The sequence below is a fragment of the Rhodopseudomonas sp. genome, assembly GCF_036404135.1.
Lineage (GTDB): Bacteria > Pseudomonadota > Alphaproteobacteria > Rhizobiales > Xanthobacteraceae > Rhodopseudomonas_A.
Window position 1 is genome coordinate 173,234 of sequence record NZ_DASWPE010000098.1, and the last position, 19,477, is coordinate 192,710.

The 19,477-nt window shown below is 65.4% G+C and carries 18 protein-coding genes; 11 read left to right on the forward strand and 7 right to left on the reverse strand.

Annotated elements, in window-relative coordinates; all coding sequences use genetic code 11:
* Positions 1-72: 72 nt before the first annotated feature.
* The 3 genes from VGC77_RS12520 to VGC77_RS12530 all read right to left on the reverse strand — a co-directional run bounded on the left by VGC77_RS12520 (position 73) and on the right by VGC77_RS12530 (position 2,137).
* Positions 73-735 carry a hypothetical protein gene (locus VGC77_RS12520; protein WP_331171894.1) on the reverse strand — a complete coding sequence of 221 codons (663 nt, stop codon included), beginning with the start codon at positions 733-735 and terminating at the stop codon, positions 73-75.
* A gap of 96 nt (positions 736-831) precedes the next feature.
* Positions 832-1,356, reverse strand: coding sequence for a xanthine phosphoribosyltransferase (gene gpt / locus VGC77_RS12525; protein ID WP_331171895.1), 525 nt, complete (start codon positions 1,354-1,356; stop codon positions 832-834).
* A 43-nt stretch (positions 1,357-1,399) separates the two neighbouring features.
* Positions 1,400-2,137: a competence/damage-inducible protein A gene (locus VGC77_RS12530; protein ID WP_331171896.1), complete on the reverse strand. Its 738-nt coding sequence runs from the start codon at positions 2,135-2,137 to the stop codon at positions 1,400-1,402.
* 220 nt (positions 2,138-2,357) lie between these two features.
* Here VGC77_RS12530 and VGC77_RS12535 point away from each other — a divergent pair, with 220 nt between their 5' ends.
* The 3 genes from VGC77_RS12535 (at position 2,358) to VGC77_RS12545 (ending at position 5,732) form a co-directional block, all read left to right on the forward strand.
* Positions 2,358-3,776, forward strand: a complete 1,419-nt coding sequence (locus VGC77_RS12535; RefSeq protein ID WP_331171897.1) for a circularly permuted type 2 ATP-grasp protein — start codon at positions 2,358-2,360, stop codon at positions 3,774-3,776.
* 130 nt (positions 3,777-3,906) lie between these two features.
* Positions 3,907-4,851: an alpha-E domain-containing protein gene (locus VGC77_RS12540; RefSeq protein ID WP_331171898.1), complete on the forward strand. Its 945-nt coding sequence runs from the start codon at positions 3,907-3,909 to the stop codon at positions 4,849-4,851.
* Positions 4,852-4,895: 44 nt separating this feature from the next.
* Positions 4,896-5,732, forward strand: coding sequence for a transglutaminase family protein (locus VGC77_RS12545; protein ID WP_331171899.1), 837 nt, complete (start codon positions 4,896-4,898; stop codon positions 5,730-5,732).
* Positions 5,733-5,990: 258 nt separating this feature from the next.
* Here the strand turns inward: VGC77_RS12545 and VGC77_RS12550 are convergent, their stop codons facing one another.
* Positions 5,991-8,180 (reverse strand): methyl-accepting chemotaxis protein, encoded by a 2,190-nt coding sequence (locus VGC77_RS12550; RefSeq protein WP_331171900.1) that lies wholly within the window; start codon positions 8,178-8,180, stop codon positions 5,991-5,993.
* Positions 8,181-8,300: 120 nt separating this feature from the next.
* Entirely contained in the window at positions 8,301-10,004 is a 1,704-nt protein-coding gene (locus tag VGC77_RS12555) for a HAMP domain-containing methyl-accepting chemotaxis protein (RefSeq protein ID WP_331171901.1), read from the reverse strand.
* A gap of 377 nt (positions 10,005-10,381) precedes the next feature.
* Here VGC77_RS12555 and VGC77_RS12560 point away from each other — a divergent pair, with 377 nt between their 5' ends.
* From VGC77_RS12560 to VGC77_RS12570, 3 genes are read left to right on the forward strand one after another with little or no spacing between them, the layout of a single operon-like run.
* Positions 10,382-11,128 (forward strand): peptidase, encoded by a 747-nt coding sequence (locus tag VGC77_RS12560; protein ID WP_331171902.1) that lies wholly within the window; start codon positions 10,382-10,384, stop codon positions 11,126-11,128.
* A gap of 19 nt (positions 11,129-11,147) precedes the next feature.
* The gene (locus VGC77_RS12565; RefSeq protein ID WP_331171903.1) at positions 11,148-11,660 is read left to right on the forward strand and encodes a GNAT family N-acetyltransferase; all 513 of its coding nucleotides are present in this window, start codon (positions 11,148-11,150) and stop codon (positions 11,658-11,660) included.
* 30 nt (positions 11,661-11,690) lie between these two features.
* Positions 11,691-12,458: an SDR family oxidoreductase gene (locus VGC77_RS12570; protein WP_331171904.1), complete on the forward strand. Its 768-nt coding sequence runs from the start codon at positions 11,691-11,693 to the stop codon at positions 12,456-12,458.
* 30 nt (positions 12,459-12,488) lie between these two features.
* Here VGC77_RS12570 and VGC77_RS12575 read toward each other — a convergent pair whose 3' ends face one another.
* Positions 12,489-13,709, reverse strand: a complete 1,221-nt coding sequence (locus VGC77_RS12575; protein WP_331171905.1) for an MFS transporter — start codon at positions 13,707-13,709, stop codon at positions 12,489-12,491.
* Between the two features lie 177 nt (positions 13,710-13,886).
* On the opposite strand from VGC77_RS12575, the gene VGC77_RS12580 reads away from it, so the two are divergent.
* The 3 genes from VGC77_RS12580 to VGC77_RS12590 all read left to right on the forward strand — a co-directional run bounded on the left by VGC77_RS12580 (position 13,887) and on the right by VGC77_RS12590 (position 16,641).
* Positions 13,887-15,137 carry a NupC/NupG family nucleoside CNT transporter gene (locus tag VGC77_RS12580; protein ID WP_331171906.1) on the forward strand — a complete coding sequence of 417 codons (1,251 nt, stop codon included), beginning with the start codon at positions 13,887-13,889 and terminating at the stop codon, positions 15,135-15,137.
* Between the two features lie 252 nt (positions 15,138-15,389).
* Positions 15,390-16,034, forward strand: a complete 645-nt coding sequence (locus tag VGC77_RS12585) for a RibD family protein (protein ID WP_331171907.1) — start codon at positions 15,390-15,392, stop codon at positions 16,032-16,034.
* Positions 16,035-16,077: 43 nt separating this feature from the next.
* The gene (locus VGC77_RS12590) at positions 16,078-16,641 is read left to right on the forward strand and encodes a hypothetical protein (RefSeq protein ID WP_331171908.1); all 564 of its coding nucleotides are present in this window, start codon (positions 16,078-16,080) and stop codon (positions 16,639-16,641) included.
* Positions 16,642-16,860: 219 nt separating this feature from the next.
* Here the strand turns inward: VGC77_RS12590 and VGC77_RS12595 are convergent, their stop codons facing one another.
* A complete protein-coding gene (locus tag VGC77_RS12595) occupies positions 16,861-17,145 on the reverse strand; it encodes an usg protein (protein ID WP_331171909.1) in 285 nt (94 codons plus the stop codon).
* Between the two features lie 316 nt (positions 17,146-17,461).
* On the opposite strand from VGC77_RS12595, the gene VGC77_RS12600 reads away from it, so the two are divergent.
* Entirely contained in the window at positions 17,462-17,779 is a 318-nt protein-coding gene (locus VGC77_RS12600) for a co-chaperone GroES (RefSeq protein WP_331171910.1), read from the forward strand.
* A 157-nt stretch (positions 17,780-17,936) separates the two neighbouring features.
* Positions 17,937-19,477, forward strand: a 1,541-nt coding sequence (groL, locus tag VGC77_RS12605) for a chaperonin GroEL (protein WP_331171911.1), incomplete at its 3' end; no start/stop codon positions are given.

Genomic DNA, 19,477 nt, shown 5'->3' on the forward strand with positions numbered 1-19,477 from the left:
CGCGTTGCTGGCGCTCCCGCCGCCGGAGTGCAGCTCAGGATGACGGTGGAACGTTGCTCGGGATGTTGCAACTTACGATGACGTGACGCCGCGTAGCAGCGCAGACGGGTGCAGCCGCGGCCGATAGCCGGCGAGAAGCGCGCGCAGCGTCGAGGGCGGCGTCAGCAGCGCGGCGCCGGGCAATGCAGCATCATCGTGCGGAGCGGCGGCGCGGTAGCCGTCGAAGCTCCATGGCAGCGCCTGGCCGCGCAGCACCAGATAACAAGTTGCGACCGCGTCATCCCCGCGCGCCTGCAGCATCGCGCCGTCGGGCAATTGCGCCAGCGCGCACGGCAAGGGATGCAGCCGCTTCAATCGTCGATCCAGCCGCTCGGCATGCAGCGCCGCGTCGATCTCGCTCGCCGCGGCCCGTGCCAGAGCGTTGCCGCGCTGCCAGGCGGCTTGAAACGCCAAGGCGTCGTCGCGTCGGCAGAAAAAACACGGCCGATGCCCGGCGGCGAGCGCGGTGGCTTCGTCGAGGAAGAACAATTCGGTCCAGCTCTGCCGCGCCATCACCGCGCGGCGGCGGCCGCGAAATGCGCAGAGGCAAATGATCCAGGCCTTGCTGCTCCAGCGCCTGCCGAGCAGCGTCCTGGTCGCCGGATCATGGATGATGCCGCGATTGCCGGTGAACAGCCCGCGCTGCGGCACCGCGACGATGTCGCCCCAGGGCGTGACGCGATTCTGCAGCGGCATCGATCACCTCCGGCACATGCTGGCCGACGTCACTGCTCCGCTTGCGGCGCGCTCCCTCTCCCCGCTTGCGGGGAGAGGTAAACGCGCGGTCGCGTTCTACCCCGCGCCGTCCTTCATCGGCGGCTGGAAGGTCAGCGCCAGATCCCAGGGAAAGAAGATCCAGGTGTCCTGCGAGACTTCGGTGATGAAGGTGTCGACCAACGGCCGGCCCTTCGGCTTGGCGTAGACCGTGGCGAAATGCGCCCCGGGCAACAGATCCCGCACCAGCCTGGCGGTAGCGCCGGTGTCGACCAGGTCGTCGACGATCAACAGCCCCTTGCCGGTGCCGCCGCCGAGCGCCTGGGTGCTCTGCGAGATCCCTTTCAGCAATTGCAGCTCGCCCTGCCGGTCGTGCTCGTAGGAGGCGATGCACACCGTGTCGATGACACGGACGCCGAGTTCGCGGGCGACGATCGCCGCCGGCACCAGCCCGCCGCGGGTGATCGCGATCACCGCGGCGAACGGTCCGACCTCGTTGAGCCGCCAGGTCAAGGCCCGGCAGTCGCGGTGAAACTGGTCCCACGACACCGGAAACGCCCGGCCCGCCCGCTCCTGGGCGCTGAGATCCACGCTTTCGATCATCAATCTTTCCTATATCCAGGGCAACCCGGCCGCCGCCGCCGGGTCAATGCGGCACCTGCAGCGCGGTCAGCATCTGTCTGACGCCCTCCACCGCCTCGCGCAGCTTCTCCGGATCGCGCGAGCGCACCACCAGATAGGTGTTGGGTTTCTTGTCGTCGTCGAGAAACGGATAGCTGCCGATCATGGCGTCGGGATGCGCCTTGGCCAGCGCCCGCAGCGGGCCGCCGATGTCGCCTTCGCGGGCGTTGGCGCGAATCGATTCCGACAGCATCCGCACCCCGGATTTCAGCTTCGGTGCCACGATGTCCATCATCGCCTGCATGATCGAGGGCACCCCCGCCAGCACGATGACGTTGCCGATCTTGAAACCCGGCGCCAGAATGGTGGCGCTCTGGATCAGTTCGGCGCCGTCCGGGATCCGCGCCATCCTCAAGCGCGCCTCGTTGAGTTCGGCCTCGGAGAACCGCTCGCGAAACCGCGCCACCACCTCCGGATGATGGTCGATGCCGACCCCGAACGCCTTGGCGACGGCGTCGGCGGTGATGTCGTCATGGGTCGGACCGATGCCGCCTGTCGAGAATACGTAAGTGTAGCGCTGCCGCAGCGCGTCCAGCGCCTCGATGATGGCGGCTTCGTCGTCGGCGACCACCCGCACCTCGCGCAGGTCGATGCCGATATTGGTGAGGTATTCGGCGATGAAACCGATATTGGCGTCCTTGGTGCGGCCTGACAGAATTTCGTCGCCGATCACCACAATGCCGGCCGTAATGATCTCGCTCATTGGCTTCCCTCAACCGTGACGCATCCGCTTAGCACGCCCGGCCTCGGTTTCACGAGGCCCTGCCGTCAATTTGAGCAGGCGCTGGCTATTTTTTCCGGCAATCTTTCCGGCGGTTCAGGTAAATGCTCTGTTCGAATGCATATCGCGGTGGCCCGGGCCTTGCTACCATTGAGTTCCGTGTTGCACTGTCGCGCAGGACCATCAGGAACAGTCGGAATATATGGCAGTTGCGTTCGACGAAATGAACGGCCCCGGCGGCGACCTTCGCCCGGCCTATCAAGAGCTTTCCCGCTGGTTGAGCGAGACTCCCCCTGACGCTCTGGAATACCGGCGCCAGGAAGCCGAGCTTTTGTTCCGGCGAATCGGCATCACCTTCGCAGTCTATGGCGACGCCGAGGCCCAGGAGCGGCTGATCCCGTTCGACGTGATCCCGCGCATCCTCTCCGGCAAGGAATGGACGCTGCTGGAAAACGGCCTGAAACAGCGGGTCCGCGCCCTCAACATGTTCCTGCGCGACATCTACCACGGCCGCGACATCCTGCGCGCCAACATCATTCCCGACGACCTGATCTTCCAGAACCCGGTGTTCCGGCCGGAAATGAACGGCCAGGACGTGCCGCACGACGTCTATGTGCACATCGCCGGGATCGACATCGTGAGGGTGGATTCCGAGAATTTCTTCGTGCTCGAGGACAACGCCCGCACCCCGTCCGGGGTGTCCTACATGCTGGAAAACCGCGAAATCATGATGCGGCTGTTTCCCGACCTGTTCGCGCGGCACCGCGTCGCCCCGGTGGAGAAATATCCCGACGAACTGTTGTCGGCGCTGCGCTCGGTGGCACCGATTCACACCTCGTCGGAGCCGACCGTCGCGCTGATGACCCCCGGCGTCTACAATTCCGCCTATTACGAGCACTCGTTCCTCGCCGACAAGCTCGGCGTCGAACTGGTCGAGGGCCGCGACCTCGTGGTCAAGAACGACGAGGTGTTCATGCGCACCACCGAGGGGCTGAAGCGGGTCGACGTGATCTACCGCCGGGTCGACGACGACTTCCTCGATCCGTTGACGTTCCGGCCGGATTCCGCGCTCGGCGTCCCCGGGCTGATGTCGGCCTATATGGCCGGCAACGTCACGCTGGCCAACGCGGTCGGCACCGGCATCGCCGACGACAAGGCGGTGTACAGCTACATGCCGGAGATCGTGAAATTCTATCTCGGCGAGGAGCCGATCCTGAAGAACGTGCCGACCTGGCGCTGCCGCGAGCCGGCCGATCTCGCCTATGTGCTGGATCATCTCGGCGAACTGGTGGTCAAGGAAGTGCACGGCTCCGGCGGCTACGGCATGCTGATCGGCCCGGCCGCCACCAAGGCCACCATCGAGGCGTTCCGCGACAAGCTGAAGCGCGAGCCGGAGGGCTTCATCGCCCAGCCGACGCTAGCGCTGTCGACCTGCCCGACCTGCACCGCCAAGGGGCTGGCGCCGCGCCATGTCGACCTGCGGCCGTTCGTATTGACCGGCAGCAACCACGTCACCGTGGTGCCGGGCGGCCTGACCCGGGTGGCGCTGCAGGAAGGCTCGCTGGTGGTGAATTCCAGCCAGGGCGGCGGCACCAAGGACACCTGGATTCTGGATGAGTGATTTGAAGCGAATCGCGAGTAGCGAATGGTGAATAGCAACGAGCGACTGCGGACGCCTTCCCTATTCGCCACTCGCCATTCGCAATTCGCGCTTTCCTCCCCCCGCTCGTAGCAACGAAGAAAAAGCCCCCATGCTGTCGCGCACCGCTGAAAATCTGTACTGGCTGGCCCGCTACGTCGAGCGCGCGGAATATCTCGCGCGCACCATCGAGGCGACGTTGCGCGTCACCGCGCTGCCCAACACCTATATCGGCCAGACCAACGAATGGGACTCCGCGCTGCTGACCGCCGGCGTCTCGGCCTCGTTCTACAGCCACTACGACGAGGCCAACGAAAAGAACGTGGTCGAGTATCTGTCGTTTTCCACCGCCAACCCGTCCTCGATCCGCAACTGCATCGAGAACGCGCGGCTGAATTCGCGCTCGGTGCGCACCGCGCTAACCAGCGAGATGTGGGACACCATCAACTCGGCCTGGATCGACCTGCAGGAGGTCTGGGGCAAGGGCACCAAGAGCCGCGAGGAGCTGGCGCGTTTCCTGCGCTTCGTGCTGGAAATCTCGCTGCGCTTCGACGGCTCGGCCTATCGCACCATGCTGCGCAACGACGCCTATTGGTTCTCCCGGCTCGGCCTGCATCTGGAGCGCGCCGACAACACCGCGCGGATTCTCGACGTGAAATATCACGTGCTGCTGCCGCAGGAGGAACACGTCGGCGGCCCGCTCGACTACTATCAATGGACCTCGATCCTGCGCTCGGTGTCGGCGCTGACCGCCTATCACTGGGTCTATCGCGAGACCTTGAAGCCGTGGCTGATCGCCGACCTGTTGATCCTCAACGACACGCTGCCGCGCTCGCTGGCCTCCTGCTACGGCAATCTGGTGCGCAATCTCGACCAGATCGGCGTCGCCTATGGCCGCCAGGGCGCCGCACAGCGCCACGCCCGCGGCGTCCGCAACCGGCTGGAACACAGCCACATGGACGACATTTTTCAGCACGGCGTGCACGAATTCATTCAGGAATTTATTGCGGATAACGCCCGGCTCGGCGAAATCATCTCCAAGCAGTATCTGATTTAGGCTACAGACGTTGTCTGCCTGCGAGAACCGGACGGCCTAAAGCCATGCGCCTGCGAATTGCCCATTCGACGATCTATCGTTATGAGCCGCCGGCCTCTGGCGTGATCCAGATCCTGCGGATGACCCCGGGCAGCCACGACGGCCAATACGTCGCCAACTGGCAGATCGACGTCTCCACCGATTCCCGGCTCGACATGCATCTCGACGCGTTCGGCAACGTCACCCACGTGCTGACCTATGGGCCGATCGCGGATCTCACCATCCATGTCGAGGGCCTGATCGAGACCCAGGACACCGGCGGCATCCTCAAGGGCACCGACGAGCGGTTTCCGCCGAGCCTGTTCCTGCGCGCCTCGCCGTTGACCGCGGTCGATCCGGCGATGGCGGGGTTCGTGCGCGAGCTGCGCGCCGAGGCCGGCGACGACGTACTCGGCTTCCTGCACGCGCTGATGATGAAGATCAACGAACACATGACGTTCGATGCCGACCCGACCAATACCGGGACCTCGGCCGCCGACGCCTTCGCGCTGAAGCGCGGCGTGTGCCAGGATTACGCGCATATCTTCATCGCCTGCGCGCGCGACGGCGGGGTGCCGGCGCGGTTCGTCGCCGGGCATTTCCTGCGCTCCGACGGCATGGTCAACCAGCAGGCCGGCCACGCTTGGGCCGAGGCCTATGTGCCGGATCTCGGCTGGATCGGGTTCGATCCGGCCAACGCGATCTGCACCACCGACGCCCACGCCCGGGTCGCCATCGGGCTGGATTATCTGGGGGCAGCGCCGGTGCGCGGCACCCGCTATGGCGGCGGCACCGAAACGCTGAGCGTAGAGGTCACCGTCGATCAGGCCGGCCGGCAAGGCCAGTGGCAGAGCCAGTCGTAGCCGGCGAAGCGCGGCTCAGCGTTTGACGCCAGCGCGCAAGCCATTTTGGTCGTCATTCCGGGGCGCGAGCAGCGATAGCTGCGAGCGAACCCGGAATCTTGCGACGGACCATAGCGCGTCACCTGCGGCGAGATTCCGGGTTCGCTCGGCCTTTCGGCCTCGCGCCCCGGAATGACTGCCCAGGACGGCGACGGCGCAGCAAGCGACAACGCCAAGCCGACGCCGTGCTGAGCAACCGGAGGCGCCTGGCGACGCCGTTTACGCCGCGCGCACCGAGTCGAGGAACTTGCCGACCTCGAGCTTCAGCCGGTTGCTGTCGCGCGACAGCGACTGCGCCGCCGACAACACCTGCGAAGACGCCGAGCCGGTCTCCGAGGCGCCGCGTTCGACGTCGGTGATGTTCGACGACACCTGCATGGTGCCCTGCGCCGCCTGCTGCACGTTGCGGGAGATTTCCTGCGTCGCCGCCCCCTGCTCTTCCACCGCCGAGGCGATGGTCGAGGAGATTTCCGACATCCGGCCGATCGTGGTGCTGATCTGCTTGATCGCCGCCACCGAGCCCTGCGTCGCAGCCTGAATGCCGGTGATCTGCTGGCTGATCTCGCCGGTGGCTTTGGCGGTCTGCTCGGCCAAGGCCTTCACTTCGGAAGCGACCACCGCAAAGCCGCGGCCGGCCTCGCCGGCGCGGGCAGCCTCGATGGTCGCGTTCAGCGCCAGCAGATTGGTCTGACCGGCGATGGTGTTGATCAACTCGACGACGTCGCCGATCCGGCTCGCGGCCTGCGACAACTCGCCGACCCGATCATTGGTGTTCCTGGCCTGGTCGACCGCCTCGCCGGCGATCCGCGCGGATTCCTGCACCTGGCGGCTGATCTCGGTGACCGAGGAGGACATTTCCTCGGTCGCCGAAGCCACCGACTGCACATTGGTGGAGGCCTCTTCCGAGGCGGCGGCGACAGCGGTGGCCAATTCCTGCGACCGTTCCGCGGTGGCGGTCAGCGTGTTGGCGGAGGCTTCCATTTGAGTGGAGGAGGACGACACGGTTTCGACGATCTCGCCGACCGAGGCTTCGAACGCCAGCTTGTTCATGGTGTCGCGCCGCAGCGTATCCGCGGCGGCCTGGTCCTCGATCCGCTGCGCCACCCTGCGCTTGAGGTCGTCCTGCATATTGCGCAGCGCCGCGGCCAGCACGCCGACCTCGTCGGCCTGCTCGATATCCAGCTTCTGCTCGAAATCGCCCTTGGAGATTCCGGAGGCGAATTCGGCGCACCGCTTGGTCGGTCGCGCGATGCTGGCGGCGGCCAGCGAGATCAGAAAGATCGCGATCGAGATGATGGTCACGCCGACGCCGAGCTGCCAATAAGTGGTGACCGCGGCGCGCGAAGCCAGCGTCTCGTCGAGCTGCCGCACCCCGGCCATCACCACGGCGCGCGGCACCGAAATCACCACCGCCCAGGCGGCGCCGGTGCGGCCGATCTTGATCGGCGAATACACCACGACATTGGGCGATTGCGCATCGTCCTGCACCATCGCCTTGCCGGCGCCGATGTTGGCGATCGCCTCGTTCCAACGCGGATCGCCGCTGCCCGCGCTCTTGCCGATCAATTCCGCGTCGGCGCTGTTGGCGACGGTCAGTCCGGCGTCGTTGACGATCAAGACCTCGCCCTTGCCCTCGAAGATCGACGCGTCGATCTGCTGCGCCAGCTTCTGCACGAAATCCAGATTGTAGTCGGCGCCGGCGACGCCGCGGAACTTGCCGTCGATCATGATCGGCACCGACATGGTGGCGAGGAACACCTGCTGGCCCTGAACGATGTAGGGCAACGGTCCGAGGATATTCTCTTTGCCGGTGCCGCGCGGGTTGAGATACCAGGCGCCCTTCACCAGGCCGTTGGGATGGCGGTCGGCGCTCTCATATTCGACCAGCGGCTGAACCGCGATCGAACCCTTGGCGTCGCGGGTCCAATACGGTAGGAACCGGCCGGTGCCGTCGGAGCCGAGATCCGCGCGTCCCTTGAACGCGGCGTCGCTATTGTCGAGGCCGTTCGGCTCCCACGCCGAATAGGTGCCGTTGAAGGTGGGGTTGAGCGCGACGACGTTGCGCAGCACCGCGTTGAATTGCGCGCGGCGCGCCTCGCTCGGGGTGGCCGCGGTGTTGCTGCCGGCCAGCACCGCAAAGGATTGTGCCATGGTGCGCGCCGCATCCAGTCCGAGCTCCAACTCGGATCCGATCGCTTTGGCCTCGCTGGCGGCCCTGTTCAGCAGGCTCTCCTTGGTCTGGCGGTCGACCAGTTGCGACACCTCGCTGCCGGCATATTGCATCGTGCTGCGCGTGGAAACCAGGCTGTAGCCGATCAGGGCAATGCTGGTACCCACGAGGCATGCCCCGGAGATCAGCGCGATCTTCAGTTGAACCGATCGCATTGCCTTGAACGAGAACGTCGCCATTGAAATCTCCACCACAGATATGTCGCACTCGACTAACCGCGCAGCTGCAACACATCCCTTAATTTGCAGCCACGTAGCACTACCAGCCCATAGCCTGACGGCGGCGCGGCCCGGATGGCGTCAGGCGGCGCGCACGGAATCCAGGAAGCGGCCGACCTCGTGGCGCAGCCTGGTGCTTTCGCCGGACAGAGATTGCGCCGCCGACAGCACCTGCGAGGAGGCCGAGCCGGTCTCGGACGCGCCGCGCTGCACGTCGGTGATGTTGGTGCTGACCAGCTGGGTGCCCTTCGCCGCCTGCTGCACGTTGTGGGAAATCTCCTGGGTGGCGGCGCCCTGCTCTTCCACCGCCGCGGCGATGGTCGAGGCAATTTCCGACATCCGGCCGATGGTGTCGCCGATCTCCTTGATGGCGCCGACCGACTCTTGGGTCGCGGCCTGGATGCCGGAGATCTGCTGACTGATCTCGCCGGTGGCCTTGGCGGTCTGCTCAGCCAGCGCCTTCACTTCCGAGGCGACCACGGCGAAGCCGCGGCCGGCCTCGCCCGCGCGGGCCGCCTCGATCGTGGCGTTCAGCGCCAACAGGTTGGTCTGCCCGGCGATGGTGTTGATCAGTTCGACCACCGCGCCGATCCGCGCCGCCGCCTTGGCCAGTTCACCGACCCGGTCGTTGGTCTTGCGCGCCTGGTCGACCGCCTCCCCGGCGATCCGTGAGGATTCCTGCACCTGCCGGCTGATCTCGTTGACCGACGACGACATCTCTTCGGTGGCGGAGGCCACCGCCTGCACATTGGTGGAGGCTTCCTCGGACGCCGTGGCCACCATCGCGGTGAGATGCTCGGCGCGCTCCGCGCTTGAGGTCAGCGTACTCGCGGAAGCTTCCAGCTCCGAGGACGCCGACGACACCGTCTCGACGATCTTGCCGACCGCGCCCTCGAAACTGTCGGCCAGCCGCATCATGTCGGACTTGCGCTTGCTGCTGGCGACGGCATCGGCACCGGCCTTGGCGGCGGCTTCGGCGTGCGCCTGCTGTTCGGCATTGTCGCGGATCACGGTGATGGTCTTGGCCACCGCGCCGATCTCGTCGCCGCGCTCGGCGCCCGGGATCACCACCTCGATGTCGCCGGCGGCCATTTTCTGCATCGCCTGGTTCAGCCGCGTCATCGGCCGTGACAGCCCGTTGATGCCGATCAGCAGCGCCGCACCCAGTCCGGCCAGCAAGCCGAGCATCGACGAGATCCAGACCATGCGGATCGCGGCGTCGACCTTCTCGCTGTCGCTGTCTTCGATCTTGACCGTCAGCGCCTGCATATCTTCGACCAGCCTGGCCTGCAGCATGATCGCAGCTTCGGCCGGCGGCACGCAGTCCCGCTTCAGTTGCTCGGTGGCCTTGAGGTTGTCCTCGGTGGTCACCGCCTTGCCGACAACGGCGATCGCCGGTTCGCAGGCTGCGACGGCCTTTTCAAAGGCGGCGCTGACCGGAGCGATCGCGCCCGACATCTCCGGGCGCTGCGCCAGGATCGTCGCCATCGTCGTTTCGTAGTTCTTGCGGCTTTCGGCGATGTCCGCGAGAAACTTGACGTCGTTGCCCTCGGTGGTTTCGGCCGCCATCTGAAATGCCGAGGAGACGTAACGCTCGACGAACCGCGAGGCGCGGTTGGCCAGCGCCGTGGAGCCGCCGACCCGTTTCACCAGATCGTCACTAGCGTCGTCGATCGCGGTCATGCTGCGGGTCGCGAACCACACGCTGCCGATATTGACCAGAGCCAGCAACGCCACGATCAGGCTGATCTTGAAAACGATCTTGAAATTATTGAGCCACGACATCGCCAACCCCGCACCAGACTATCGGCCTGCGAGCCGGTTGGCCGCACATGCACCAGAATCAGCGATAGCGAATCGCAGCTTCGCGCTCGTTAATTTCACCGCCCGTAAAAATACGCGGCACGCCGCCGGCCGGCCTGCCCGAGCCCAGCCGGCCGCAGGCCCACGGGCGCTCGCCGAATTGCCATGGCCTCGCTGCGAGGCTCGGCGAGGCCGCTTGGGGCTGGACGACCCGGCGAAATTGGCTAGTGTCCTGGCCTTGCGCCAGCTCGACGCCGCGGCCATCGTTGCGCCCGCTTCGGGTTCAGGCGAGGCCATGGCCGTTGCGGCGCCGTGGCGGCAGCGCTTCACGGCAATGACAGGATGAGGACGGGCCCGAGATGACCTATTGCTGCGGAGTTCTGGTGCGCGACGGCCTGGTGATGATCGCCGACACAAGAACCAATGCCGGGCTCGACAACATCTCGACGTTCCGCAAGCTGCACGTCTTCAACAAGCCCGGCGATCGCATCATGGCGGTGGCCAGCGCCGGCAATCTGGCGATCAGCCAGTCGGTGCTCAGCACTTTGGTCGAAGGCCTCGAAGACCCCGCCAGCGGCGAACGCGAGACCCTGATGAACGCGCCGACGATGTTTCAGGCGGCGCAGCGGATCGGCCGCGCGATCCGCCACGTCAACGCCACCGAGGGCGTGGCGCTGAAATCCGAGGACATCAATTTCGACGTCTCGTTCCTGTTCGGCGGCCAGATCAAAGGCTCGCGGATGCGGCTGTTCATGGTCTATCCGGCCGGCAATTTCATCGAATGCACCACCGACACCCCGTATCTGCAGATCGGCGAGCACAAATACGGCAAGCCGGTGCTCGACCGCGCGATGCATTACGACGTCGAACTCTACGAGGCGCTGAAGACCAGCCTGATCTCGATGGACTCCACGATGCGCTCCAATCTCGGCGTCGGGCTGCCGATCGACGTGCTGGTGGTGCGCAGCGACGTCTGCGACGCCGACCTCAACCACCGCATCGAGGCCGGCGAGCCGTATTTCCACGATCTGCGCTCGCGCTGGTCGGCGGCGTTGCGCGCCGCGCACAAGAATATCCCGCGCCCGCCCTACAAGGATGAGGCGTAAGCGGCGACCTCGCAGCGCCATGACCAGCGAGACGATGAGCTGGCGGCCGATGACGCCGCGCGATCTGCCGGCGGTCGATGCCATCGCCGCGCGCGTCCACCTCGCCTATCCGGAAGACGCCGCGGTGTTCGAAGAGCGGCTGGCGCTGTATCCGCAAGGCTGCTTCATGCTGCACGCCGGCGCCGCGCCGATCGGCTATCTGATCAGCCATCCATGGACATTCGCCGCGCCGCCGGCGCTCAACGTCCTGCTCGGCGCGCTGCCGGCGCCGGCCTCGACCTACTACATCCACGACCTCGCGCTGCTGCCGCAGGCGCGCGGCCACGGCGCCGCCGCAGCCGCACTCAACGCGGTCGTTGCCCAGGCGCGCGGGGAAAACGCCGGCAACATCTCGCTTGTCGCGGTCAACAATTCGGTCCAGTTTTGGCGGCGGCAGGGGTTTCACAGCCACCTCGACGACGCGCTGGCGCAAAAGCTCGCGAGCTACGGCGCCGACGCCTGCTATATGGTCCGCACGCGCGCCAGCGATTGACACCACAACAAATCCGGGGACGGCAACGACATGACACACGGCACACAAAGCGGCAATCGCATCGCGCTGGTCACCGGCGCCGGCTCCGGCGTCGGCCGCGCCACCGCGCTGGCGCTGCTGAAGGCAGGGTTCTGCGTGGTGCTGGCGGGCCGCCGCGCCGACAAGCTCAACGAAACCGCCAAGGCCGGCGAAGCGTTCGGCAAGAGCCTCGTGGTGCCCGCTGACATGACCGATCCGGACTCCATCGCGCAACTATTCGCCACCACCATGGAAGCGTTCGGCCGGCTCGATCTGTTGTTCAACAACGCCGGCGTCGGCACCCCGCCGCTGCCGCTCGAGGACGTCTCGCTGGCGCAATGGCAGGCGGTGGTCGATACCAACCTCACCGCGCCGTTCCTGTGCACCCAGCACGCCTTCCGCATCATGAAGGAGCAGAGCCCGCGCGGCGGCCGCATCATCAACAACGGCTCGATCTCGGCGCATGCGCCGCGGCCGTTCTCGGCCGCCTACACCGCGACCAAACACGCCATCACCGGGCTGACCAAGGCGACCGCGCTCGACGGCCGCGCCTACGACATCGCCTGCGGCCAGATCGACATCGGCAACGCCGCAACCGAAATGACCGAGCGGATGACCGGCGGCATCCTGCAGCCGAACGGCAGCACCATGGCGGAGCCGCGGATGAACGTCGACAACGTCGCCGAGGCGGTGGTCTACATGGCGACGCGTTCGCTCGACGCCAATGTGCTGTTCATGACGGTGATGGCGACCAAGATGCCGTTTGTCGGCCGCGGCTGAGCCGCCTCGCCTCCCCGGCGCGCGGCACGCTCACTCCAGCCGCTCGACCTGGCGCAGCGTCGGAAACAGCCGCATCCACAACAGCGCGATCAGCACCGTGCCCACGCCGCCGAGCAATGCGGCCGGCATTGCGCCGAACAATGCTGCGGTGACGCCGCTTTCGAACTGGCCGAGCTGGTTCGACGCATTGATGAACAAATAATTCACCGCGCCGACCCGACCGCGCATCGCGTCCGGCGTCGCCAGTTGCACCAGCGACAGCCGGATCACCACGCTGACGGTGTCGGCGGCGCCCATCAGCGTCAGCGCCGCGAGCGACAGCACGATCGAGCGCGACACCGCGAACACCATGGTGGCTGCGCCGAACACGATCACCGCCTGGAACATGCGCATGCCGACCCGGCGATTGATCGGGAACCGCGACAGCACCAGCGTCATCGCCAGCGCGCCGATTGCGGGCGCCGCGCGCAGCACGCCGAGCCCCCACGGCCCGGTGTCGAGGATGTCGCGGGCATAGATCGGCAGCAGCGCGGTGGCGCCGCCGAGCAGCACCGCGAACAGGTCGAGCGAGATGGTGCCGAGAATCGCCGGGTTGCGCCGCACGAAGCCGACCCCGGCAAACAGCGCGGCGAAGGTCGGCGGCTCCCGCACGCTGACCTCACTCTGCAGCGCGATCGCGCCGCTGAACAGCGCCGCGGCGATCCAGAACGTCGCCATCACCGCGTAAGGCGCGGCCGGCGCCGCGGCATAGGCGAAGCCGCCGAGCGCCGGGCCGGCGATGGTGGCGATCTGGAACACGCCGGTCGATACCGCGGTGGCCCGTTGCAGCATCCCGGTCGGCACCACCGCCGGCAACAGCGCCGCCGCGGCCGGGCTTTCGAACGCGGTGGCAGCGCCGAACACCGCGACCGCGGCAAAGATCTCCGGCACCGTGATCCAGCCGGCGAGGCTGCCCCAGGCCAGATAGGCCGCGGCGAGGCCCTGTGCGAACTGGCACAGCTGCACCACCCGCCGGCGGTCGTAGCGGTCGGCGGCGTGGCCCGCGGCGAACACCAGGATCGCGGTCGGCGCGAATTGCACCAGCCCGACCATGCCGAGGTCGAAGGCGCTGCCGGTCAGTTCATAGATCTGCCAGCCCACCGCCACCGCGGCGATCTGGCTGGAGAACCGGGAAAAACTGCGCGACCACAGATAGAACAGGAACGGCCGGTGGCCGAGCAGCGCGACGGGAGGGGCAATTTGGTCTGACATTGTTCGCAGCGAGTGATGAACGAGGCGCCGGCAGGCGTCAACTGCGCGGCCGCCGCGCGATCCCGAGACCGCCCTGGTTCCGCGCGGCGCCGGCCCTTAGCCGCCCCGGCACCGCCCAAAGCCGGCTTGCCTGCCACGCCTCGGTGGCTTACTCGTGCCCCCGGGGTCGGGGTGATCATGCTGCAATTGCAATCGGCGTTTGGTGTCTTCGCGCTGCTCATGCTGGCGTGGACGTTCGGCGAAAACCGCGGCGCGGTGTCGCTGAAACAGGTGGTGACCGGCCTCGCCGCCAGCCTTGTCACCGCGGTGGCGCTGTTGAAGCTGCCGATCGTGGCCCACGGCTTCGGCGTCATCAACGACGCCGTCGGGGTGATCTCCAGCGCCAGCCGCGCCGGCACCAGCTTCGTGTTCGGCTATCTCGGCGGCGGAACGCTGCCGTTCGATCCCAAGGCGCCGGGCGCAGATTTCATCCTCGCGTTCCAGGCGCTGCCGATCGTGCTGGTGATGAGCGTGCTGACCACGCTGTTGTTCTACTGGAAGATCCTGCCGCCGATCGTGCGCGGCATGGCCTGGGCCCTGCAACGCACGCTCGGCGTCGGCGGCGCGGTCGGGCTGTCGACCGCCGCCAACGTGTTTCTCGGCATGGTGGAAGCGCCGCTGTTCATCCGGCCCTATCTGGCGCAACTGACCCGCGCCGAATTGTTTCTGGTGATGACCGGCGGCATGGCCGGGATCGCCGGCACCGTGCTGGTGCTGTACGCCACGCTGCTGGCACCGCTGATCCCCGACGCCGCGGTGCATTTCGTCATCGCCTCGGTGGTCGGCGCGCCGGCCTCGATCCTGATCAGCCTGATCATGGTGCCGGAGACCACCGCGCAGCGCACCGGCGGCCTGGCGGTCGATCCCTCCGGGCTGGCGTCGAACAGCATGGACGCCGTGGTCAAGGGCACCAGCGCCGGGCTCGAGCTGTTGCTCAACATCATCGCCATGCTGATCGTGCTGGTGGCGCTGGTCTATCTGATCAACGCCGGGCTCGGGCTATTGCCTTGGTTCGGCGGCGAGGCGATCTCGCTGCAGCGGCTGCTCGGCTATGCGATGGCGCCGGTGTGCTGGCTGCTCGGCCTGCCGTGGGACCAGGCGGTCACGGCCGGCGCGCTGATGGGCATCAAGACCGTGCTCAACGAATTGATCGCCTATGTGCAATTCGCGCAATTGCCGCCCGACGCGCTGGATGCCCGCTCCCGGCTAATCATGCTCTATGCGATGTGCGGCTTCGCCAATTTCGGCAGCCTCGGCATCATGATCGGCGGGCTCGGCACCATGGCGCCGCAGCGCCGCGAGGAGATCGCAGCGCTCGGGCTGAAGTCGATCGTCTCCGGCACGCTGACCACCTGCCTGATCGGAGCGATCGTCGGCGTGGTGAGTTAGGCCGCCGCCAATCACGTCATGAGGTGCGGGCTGGGCACCGCGACGCGTGCCACCGCTACGGCTGATAAGAATCAAGACGTGCCGAACCATCACCTATGGCTGCCCGGTCCACAGGAATACCCAGAGTCGAACATCCGGAAGACGCGGACCCGCCAAAGCCACTTGCGGCCGTCGCCTGCTGGGATTTTGCTCGCCAGGGTGGCCGGTGAGCGTTGCCACGAACGTTGGAGGATGACAATCGTGCGACCGGTCGTGACCGTCTACAGCGAGGTTTCGGCGGATGGAAAGTCAGTCCATCGTCGCAACGGCTCCAGCAAAGACATGATGGTATTCGAAGACGATGCGGTAAAGAAATATCGACATGAGCTTCGTGCCAGGTCGGACGCGATCATGGTGGGAAGCAACACAATACGGCTCGACGACCCCCATCTCACGGTTCGCAATGCGCTGGGGACCAGCCCTTTGAGGGTGATACCGGTCTCTACGGGCGACATTCCTCCAACTTCAAATATCCTGCGAGATGGTGGACGAACGTTGATCGCGGTGGGAGCATCGGCGCCGCTCGCCCGCATTCACGCGCTCCGCCAAGCTGGCGCCGCGGTCCTCACGATGGAAACAGAACAGATTGATCTGACTATGCTCCTGAGCCATCTGTACTCCCTGAATATTCGTTCGCTGATGGTCGAGGGCGGCGCGACCCTGCTTGCGGCGTTGTTCCGCGCGCGTCTGGTGGACCGGCTCATCGTGCAGCACCTCCCGGTTATTTTTGGCGGTCGCGATACGCCGTCGATGGTAGGAGGAGCGGCCATCGCTGGCATCGACGAGGCGATCGAAATTCGGCTTTCCGAAGTATTGCGGATTGGAGGCCACGCAATAATCTCCTACCAATGCAAATAGAAGAGGCGCAGCGATGGGTCGGTTCTTGGTCGAGGCTCAGGTCATGGCCGCGCTGGTCGGGATCCCACAACCAGAAGCAGCTCGGATCGAGCAAAGATTCCTGACCCGGAGCGAGAAAGACGCGGGCCGGATCGAAGTCACTCCTTACAGGTCCATCCAAAAATGCGCTGAAGCTGTCAGAAATCAACGGGTAACCGCTATCTGTATCTGGCTTCGTGCGTTCGATCCCGCCGAACTTGTTTCGTTCATCGGCGATGTCAGAGTCACACACCCGTTCATTTCATTCTGTCTCGTTGGCACGACCGATGACCTCAACCAATTGCGCGGGATACACAAAGGATGGCAACAGCGTTTCCGTCACTACTTCAAGATATATTCAGACGACGGCACGTTTGACGCCTATGTTGACGTGGTACGGGATTTGTTCGTGGCGGACGCGATCAAGATGCGCGCCCTTGGCCACTACCAAACGTTGCCTGGCGGCATGGTCAAATTTGTCCCACAGGCTCCTGCCGGCTTTTGGATCCAAGGTTGGTTCTCGGTCGGCTCTGCGATCACTGGCGCTGGCTTCGGCGCACTGCTGACGTTTCTGCTTTCGAAAGGCTGAGCCGCGCGGCGATGCGGCCGGCAACGGCCGCGAAGCGTCGCTGGCCGTCGTTCTCGAATGGATTTGGCGCACGACAAGAGAACCCCTCCCCAGTCCCCGATCCCGTCTGCCCGATGCTGCATCTCATGCCGCGAACGGCGTCCGATGCTATCGCCCCCGCACCGCAGAGCAGCTACGCGCTGCGCCGCGTCCGGGGAATGGGTCATTCTCGGCCGCCGCTCAATGCAGCCGGAACACGCCGTCGATGGCGCGCAGTTCGGCCGGCTTGATCAGCTTGGAATGCGCCACCGTGACCGCAAACAGCGGCCCCTCCAGGGTCTTTTCCCAGAAGCTCAGAAAATCCTTCAGCGCCGGGAAATGCGGGAACAGGTCGTAATCCTGCCAGACGTAGCTTTGCAGCAGCCAGTGCCGATCCGGACGGCGATAGAGAATCTCCGCCGTGGTCAGACCATAGCCCAACACCTGCTTGCGAAAGTCCTTCGACACCTCGACCCGAGAGCCCATGCCAACCTCCATGCTTGCATGAAAATTTTGACGTCAGACGGCAATCCATCTCAAGCCTAAAAGTTTAACGACGTGTTGAAAAATTCAGCGTTAGCAGCGACTTAGGGTCAGTGCTAGTAGCCGCCGGGGAGGCCTTCGAGCGATTCACGCTGCGCGGCAAGGCTGGCAGTCGTCATATTCGAGTGCCAAATTGTTTGCTACAAGCTCTTGCCGAAGAAGCCGCTTTGGCTTATTTGCAGGCGGTCGGCTGGCACTCGCTAGCGCCGACTGCCAATTTCCAAAATTCGAACATCGTCAGAAACTTAGGAGGACTTGCATGAAATTCCGTCCGCTTCACGACCGCGTTGTAGTCAAGCGCATCGACGCCGAAGAGAAGACCGCAGGCGGTATCATCATCCCCGACAGCGCCAAGGAAAAGCCCTCGCAGGGCGAGATCCTGTCGGTCGGCCCCGGCGGCCGCGACGAGTCCGGCAAGCTGATCCCGATCGATCTGGCGGTCGGCGATCGCGTGCTGTTCGGCAAGTGGTCCGGCACTGAGGTCAAGCTCGATGGTCAGGAAGTGCTGATCATGAAGGAAAGCGACATCCTGGGCGTGCTCACCGACCTGCCCTCGTCGAAGAAGAAGGCGGCGTAAGCCGTAGCCGTCATCCTGAGGTGCCCGAGCGCAGCGAGGGCCTCGAAGGATGACGCACCAAGCGACGACCACGCCATCCGCCATCCTTCGAGGCTCGCCGAAGTCGGCTCGCACCTCAGGATGACGGACCAACCTCAAAACCCAAGGGAAACCATCCATGTCAGCTAAAGAAGTGAAATTCGGCGTCGACGCCCGCGACCGCATGCTGCGCGGCGTCGATATCCTCGCCAACGCCGTCAAGGTGACGCTCGGCCCGAAGGGCCGCAACGTCGTGCTCGACAAGTCGTTCGGCGCGCCCCGCATCACCAAGGACGGCGTCACCGTCGCCAAGGAAGTCGAGCTCGAGGACAAGTTCGAGAACATGGGCGCCCAGATGGTGCGCGAAGTGGCCTCGAAGTCCGCGGATCTCGCCGGCGACGGCACCACCACCGCGACCGTGCTGGCCGCGGCGATCGTCCGTGAAGGCGCCAAGTCGGTCGCCGCCGGCATGAACCCGATGGATCTGAAGCGCGGCATCGACCTCGCGGTGGAAGCCGTGGTCGCCGATCTCGTCAAGAACTCCAAGAAGGTCACCTCGAACGAGGAGATCGCCCAGGTCGGCACCATCTCCGCCAATGGCGACGCCGAAATCGGCAAGTTCCTGTCGGACGCGATGAAGAAGGTCGGCAACGAGGGCGTCATCACCGTCGAGGAAGCCAAGTCGCTGGAAACCGAACTCGACGTCGTCGAGGGCATGCAGTTCGACCGCGGCTACATTTCGCCCTACTTCGTCACCAACGCCGACAAGATGCGCGTCGAATTCGACGACGCCTACATCCTGATCAACGAGAAGAAGCTCTCCAACCTCAACGAACTGCTGCCGCTGCTCGAAGCCGTGGTGCAGACCGGCAAGCCGCTGGTGATCGTCGCTGAAGACGTCGAGGGCGAAGCCCTGGCGACTCTGGTGGTGAACCGGCTGCGCGGCGGCCTCAAGGTTGCCGCCGTCAAGGCGCCGGGCTTCGGCGATCGCCGCAAGGCGATGCTGCAGGACATCGCGATCCTGACCGGCGGCCAGGCGATCTCGGAAGACCTCGGCATCAAGCTCGAGAACGTCACGCTGGCGATGCTGGGCCGCGCCAAGAAGGTGTCGATCGACAAGGAAAACACCACCATCGTCAACGGCGCCGGCAAGAAGGCCGACATCGAAGCCCGCGTCGCCCAGATCAAGGCGCAGATCGAGGAGACCACCTCGGACTACGACCGTGAGAAGCTGCAGGAGCGTCTGGCCAAGCTCGCCGGCGGCGTCGCGGTGATCCGCGTCGGCGGCGCCACCGAGATCGAAGTCAAGGAGCGCAAGGACCGCGTCGACGACGCGATGCATGCGACCCGTGCGGCGGTCGAGGAAGGCATTCTGCCGGGCGGCGGCGTCGCTCTGCTGCGCGCCTCCGAGCAGCTGAAGCGCATCAAGACCCAGAACGACGACCAGAAGACCGGCGTCGAAATCGTCCGCAAGGCGCTGTCCTGGCCGGCCCGCCAGATCGCCATCAACGCCGGCGAAGACGGCTCGGTGATCGTCGGCAAGATCCTCGAGAAGGATCAGTATTCGTACGGCTTCGACAGCCAGACCGGCGAATATGGCGACATGGTCAAGAAGGGCATCATCGACCCCACCAAGGTGGTGCGTGCGGCGATCCAGAACGCGGCCTCGGTCGCAGCACT

Coding starts and splice junctions, on each gene's coding strand:
- VGC77_RS12590 (WP_331171908.1), top strand. CDS start 16,078: ATGGCCGCGCTGGTCGGGATCCCACAACCAGAAGCAGCTCGGATCGAG.
- VGC77_RS12600 (WP_331171910.1), top strand. CDS start 17,462: ATGAAATTCCGTCCGCTTCACGACCGCGTTGTAGTCAAGCGCATCGAC.
- VGC77_RS12555 (WP_331171901.1), bottom strand. CDS start 10,004: ATGTCGTGGCTCAATAATTTCAAGATCGTTTTCAAGATCAGCCTGATC.
- VGC77_RS12570 (WP_331171904.1), top strand. CDS start 11,691: ATGACACACGGCACACAAAGCGGCAATCGCATCGCGCTGGTCACCGGC.
- VGC77_RS12540 (WP_331171898.1), top strand. CDS start 3,907: ATGCTGTCGCGCACCGCTGAAAATCTGTACTGGCTGGCCCGCTACGTC.
- VGC77_RS12560 (WP_331171902.1), top strand. CDS start 10,382: ATGACCTATTGCTGCGGAGTTCTGGTGCGCGACGGCCTGGTGATGATC.
- VGC77_RS12535 (WP_331171897.1), top strand. CDS start 2,358: ATGGCAGTTGCGTTCGACGAAATGAACGGCCCCGGCGGCGACCTTCGC.
- VGC77_RS12550 (WP_331171900.1), bottom strand. CDS start 8,180: ATGGCGACGTTCTCGTTCAAGGCAATGCGATCGGTTCAACTGAAGATC.
- VGC77_RS12595 (WP_331171909.1), bottom strand. CDS start 17,145: ATGGGCTCTCGGGTCGAGGTGTCGAAGGACTTTCGCAAGCAGGTGTTG.
- VGC77_RS12545 (WP_331171899.1), top strand. CDS start 4,896: ATGCGCCTGCGAATTGCCCATTCGACGATCTATCGTTATGAGCCGCCG.
- VGC77_RS12565 (WP_331171903.1), top strand. CDS start 11,148: ATGACCAGCGAGACGATGAGCTGGCGGCCGATGACGCCGCGCGATCTG.
- VGC77_RS12580 (WP_331171906.1), top strand. CDS start 13,887: ATGCTGCAATTGCAATCGGCGTTTGGTGTCTTCGCGCTGCTCATGCTG.
- gpt (WP_331171895.1), bottom strand. CDS start 1,356: ATGATCGAAAGCGTGGATCTCAGCGCCCAGGAGCGGGCGGGCCGGGCG.
- VGC77_RS12575 (WP_331171905.1), bottom strand. CDS start 13,709: ATGTCAGACCAAATTGCCCCTCCCGTCGCGCTGCTCGGCCACCGGCCG.
- VGC77_RS12530 (WP_331171896.1), bottom strand. CDS start 2,137: ATGAGCGAGATCATTACGGCCGGCATTGTGGTGATCGGCGACGAAATT.
- VGC77_RS12520 (WP_331171894.1), bottom strand. CDS start 735: ATGCCGCTGCAGAATCGCGTCACGCCCTGGGGCGACATCGTCGCGGTG.